At 72.5% G+C, this 287-nt stretch carries 1 protein-coding gene; it reads right to left on the minus strand.

From position 1 onward, the window contains the following. The coding region (locus tag DBV35_RS29870) for a helix-turn-helix domain-containing protein (RefSeq protein WP_157962131.1) at positions 1-203 on the minus strand (203 nt) is incomplete at its 3' end. Positions 204-287 lie beyond the last annotated feature (84 nt).

A 287-nucleotide genomic window follows, 5' to 3' on the forward strand; every position in this document is an offset into this window, starting at 1 on the left:
GTGGTCAACAGGTCCGGCACGGACACCCCGAGCGCCTCGCAGATCGCCGCGAGCAGCTCGCTGGAGGGCTCCTTGCGCCCGCGCTCGACCTCGGAGAGGTACCCGAGGCTCACCCGCGCGGCCCGCGAGATGTCGCGCAGCGTGCGCCGGCGCGCGGTGCGCACCTCACGCAGCCCACTGCCGATCGCTTCCCGCAGCAGCATGTGCCCTCCTCGACTGCTCCCCGGACACCCGGTGATGTCTCACCGTACCGACTTCCCCGGTTCCCACGCGCCGTGACGCTGTCC

It is taken from the genome of Acuticoccus kandeliae (assembly GCF_003073115.1).